At 45.4% G+C, this 4,304-nt stretch carries 2 protein-coding genes; both read left to right on the forward strand.

Annotated elements, in window-relative coordinates; genetic code table 11:
* The first annotated feature begins 98 nt into the window (after nt 1-98).
* Nucleotides 99-3,290 (forward strand): isoleucine--tRNA ligase, encoded by a 3,192-nt coding sequence (gene ileS / locus J6I68_RS12625; RefSeq protein WP_292220817.1) that lies wholly within the window; start codon nt 99-101, stop codon nt 3,288-3,290.
* A gap of 132 nt (nt 3,291-3,422) precedes the next feature.
* A partial coding sequence (locus tag J6I68_RS12630; RefSeq protein ID WP_330622510.1) for a glycogen/starch/alpha-glucan phosphorylase occupies nt 3,423-4,304 on the forward strand: 882 nt, incomplete at its 3' end.

The raw sequence follows: 4,304 nt of genomic DNA on the forward strand, positions 1-4,304 counted from the left end.
TCCGGCGCGTATGTAAATGGGTGGTATAACGAGTGTATATTATTGGCCTCGTCCTTTTTACAAGGACGGGGCTTTTTATGTGATGAAAGGAGCTCAAAATGTATAACAAAGTCGATACCGATATGAATTTTGTCGGCAGAGAAAAGAAGATTGAAGAGTTTTGGAAAAAAGAAGACATTTTCCAGAAGAGCGTCGATACCCGCAGCCAGGGTGAGATGTATATGTTCTATGATGGACCTCCAACAGCTAATGGTAAGCCTCATATTGGACACGTTCTTACCCGTGCTATCAAGGATATGATCCCAAGATACCGTACAATGAAGGGCTACACTGTTCCCCGTAAGGCTGGTTGGGACACTCACGGACTTCCTGTAGAGCTGGAAGTTGAGAAGATGCTTGGTCTTGACGGCAAAGAGCAGATCGAAGAGTACGGCATTGAGCCTTTCATTAAGAAGTGTAAGGAATCTGTGTGGAAGTACAAGGGAATGTGGGAAGATTTCTCAGGTACAGTCGGATTCTGGGCTGACATGGAACATCCTTACATCACATATGACGACAACTTTATCGAGTCCGAGTGGTGGGCTCTTAATGAGATCTGGAAGAAAGGTCTTTTATACAAGGGATTTAAAGTAGTCCCTTACTGCCCTCGCTGTGGCACACCTCTTTCATCTCACGAGGTAGCACAGGGCTACAAGACATTAAAAGAGCGCACAGCGGTTGTTCGTTTTAAGGTTACAGGGGAAGACGCTTACTTCCTTGCTTGGACAACAACACCATGGACACTTCCTTCAAACATCGGTCTTTGCGTAAACCCTGATGAGAAGTATGTCAAGGTTAAGGCAGCAGATGGATATACTTATTACCTGGCAGAGGCTCTGGCAGACACAGTTCTTGGCGGTCTGGCAAAAGAGGAAGGCCAGAAGGCATATGAAGTACTTGAGACCTATGTTGGAACAGATCTTGAGCACAAGGAATATGAGCCACTTTATCAGTGTGCCAAGGATGAGGCTGACAAGCAGCACAAGAAGGCATTCTTTATCTACTGTGACAACTATGTAACCATGTCAGATGGTACCGGTATCGTACATATCGCTCCTGCATTTGGTGAAGACGACGCAAGAGTAGGACGCAAGTACGACGCACCACTTGTACAGATGGTTGACAGCGAAGGAAGACTTAAACCTGAGACACCTTTTGCAGGCTACAGATGTAAGCCTACACAGAAGGAAATGGATGAGGGCGCAATAAGTGCAGATCCAGAGGTACTTAAGGACCTTGACGCAAGGGGACTTCTTTTCTCAGCACCTAAGATGGAGCACGATTATCCTCACTGCTGGAGATGCGGAACACCACTTCTGTACTACGCTCGTTCTTCATGGTTCATCAAGGTTACCGAGGTTAAGGACGACCTTATCCGCAACAACAAGGAGATCAACTGGGTTCCAGAGTCAATCGGTAAGGGACGTTTTGGCGACTGGCTTGAGAACATTCAGGACTGGGGTATTTCCCGTGACAGATACTGGGGAACTCCTCTTAATATCTGGGAGTGCGACGACTGCGGCCACCAGCTCTCTGTAGGTTCAAGAAAAGAACTTGCTGAGCTTTCAGGAGATCCTGCAGCTGAAACAGTTGAGCTTCACAGACCATATATCGACAAGTTCGAGATCACATGTCCTAAGTGCGGCAAGAAGATGCACAGGGTAAAAGAGGTTATTGACTGCTGGTTTGATTCAGGAGCAATGCCATTTGCACAGCTCCACTACCCATTTGAGAATAAGGAGCTCTTTGAGAAGCAGTTCCCTGCTGAGTTCATCTCAGAGGCTGTAGACCAGACAAGAGGATGGTTCTATTCACTTCACGCAGAGGCAACACTTCTTTTCAACAAGCCTGCATTCAAGAACGTCATCGTTCTTGGTCTTGTTCAGGATGAGAACGGACAGAAGATGAGTAAGTCAAAGGGCAACGCTGTTGATCCTTTCGAGGCTTTGGAGAAATACGGCGCAGATGCCATCAGATGGTATTTCTACACCAACTCAGCTCCATGGCTTCCAAGCCGCTTCTCAGGAGATGCGGTTATGGAGGGACAGCGTAAGTTCCTTGGTACACTTTGGAATACTTATGCATTCTTTACACTGTATGCAAATATTGATGGCTTTGATGCTGCTAACTACAAGCTTGAACTTGATAAGCTCACAGTTATGGATAAGTGGCTTCTTTCTAAGCTTAACAGCTGCGTAAAGGCTGTTGATGAGAACCTGAATAATTATAGGATCCCAGAAGCTGGTAAGGCCCTTGATAACTTTGTTGACGAGATGAGTAACTGGTACGTTCGTCGTTCAAGAGAGAGATTCTGGGCTAAGGGAATGGAGCAGGATAAGATCTCTGCTTACATGACTCTTTACACAGCTCTTGTAACTGTATCCAAGGCAGCAGCTCCTATGGTTCCATTCATGACCGAGGAGATCTACCAGAACCTTGTAAGAAACAGCTTTAAGGATGCGCCAGAGTCTATCCATCTTTGCGACTTCCCAGTTGTAGATGAGTCACTCATCGACGCTAAACTTGAGAAGGACATGGAGGAAGTCCTCGACATCGTTGTTCTTGGAAGAGCAGCAAGAAATGCTGCAAACATCAAGAACCGTCAGCCAATCGGCCAGATGTATGTCAAGGCAGAGCAGACTGTAGGCGAGTTCTATACAGACATTATCAGAGAAGAGCTCAACGTCAAGAACGTTGCATTTACAGATGATGTAAGAGACTTTACAAGCTACAGCTTCAAGCCACAGCTTAAGACTTTAGGACCTAAGTACGGCAAGAACATCGGAGCTATCAAGTCTTACCTTGAGACACTTGATGGCAATGCTACAATGGATGAGCTTAACACAAATGGTTCTATCAAGTTCACAGTTAATGATGTGGATGTTGAGCTTGTTAAGGATGATCTCCTTATCGAGATGGCTCAGAAGGAAGGCTTCATTTCTCAGGAGAACTGGGGAATCACAGTTGTGCTTGACACTAACCTTACACAGGAGCTCATAAACGAAGGCTTTGTTCTTGAGGTTATCAGTAAGGTTCAGACCATGCGTAAGGATTCCGGATTCGAAGTTATGGATCACATCAAGGTTTCCTTAAATGGCAACGACAAGCTTGCTGAAATTGTTAAGGCCAATGAGAGCAGCATCGCAACCAAGGTTCTTGCAAACGAAGTTGTTTACGGCTCTGATGTAGCTAACGCAAAAGAGTGGGATATCAACGGCGAAAAGGTTACAATCGGTGTTGAGAAGGTTTAAGGTTCACGGTAGAGCCATGCGAATTATTTTCGCATGGCTCTTTTTTACGCACAGTTTACGGATATTTTATAGAATTGTGTATGAATTTGCGGTAAAATAGATAGGTAAATTTGTGTTTATGAGGAGGATATGATGAAGAAAAAGAAGATGTCCTTTGACAAGGACCTGTTCAAGAGAAGCGTCCAGTACAATGTTAAGACTCTGTACAGGAAGACTATGGAAGAGGCAGAGCCTCAGGAACTGTATCAGGCAGCGGCTTATGCCATCAAGGATGCCATCGTTGACCACTGGATGACTACTCAGAAGGCAGCAGCCGAGCAGGATCCTAAGATTGTTTACTACATGTCCATGGAATTCCTTATGGGAAGGGCGTTTGGTAACAATATCATCAATCTTCAGGCATATAAACCAGTTAAGGATGCCCTTGATGAACTGGGAATAGATGTAAATGTACTTGAGGATCAGGAACCGGATCCAGCCCTTGGAAATGGCGGCCTTGGAAGACTTGCAGCATGCTTTCTTGATTCCCTTTCAACACTTGGATACATGGCTTATGGCTGCGGTATCCGCTACAAATATGGTATGTTCCGCCAGAAGATAAGAGACGGCTATCAGGTTGAGGTTCCGGATACATGGCTTGAGAACGGCAATCCGTTTGAACTTAGAAGAAACGAGTACGCCAAGGAAGTTAAATTTGGCGGCTATGTAAATATGTACACTGATGATCGTGGCAGAACAGTGTTCAAACAGGAGGGATATCAGGTTGTTAAGGCTGTTCCTTACGATCTTCCTGTTGTAGGATACGGAAACGGCGTTGTAAACACCTTAAGGATCTGGGATGCGGAGCCTATCCAGTGCTTCCAGCTTGATTCCTTTGACAAGGGCGATTATCAGAAGGCTGTTGAGCAGGAGAACCTTGCAAGCCAGCTCTGCGAAGTCCTTTACCCCAATGACAATCACATCGCAGGAAAAGAGCTAAGACTTAAGCAGCAGTATTTCTTTATCTCTGCTTCA

The organism is Butyrivibrio sp. (assembly GCF_017940685.1).
Taxonomy (GTDB): domain Bacteria; phylum Bacillota; class Clostridia; order Lachnospirales; family Lachnospiraceae; genus Butyrivibrio.

Bases quoted from the DNA above. Each gene is read 5' to 3' on its own strand.
- ileS (WP_292220817.1), top strand. From the start codon at position 99: ATGTATAACAAAGTCGATACCGATATGAATTTTGTCGGCAGAGAAAAG.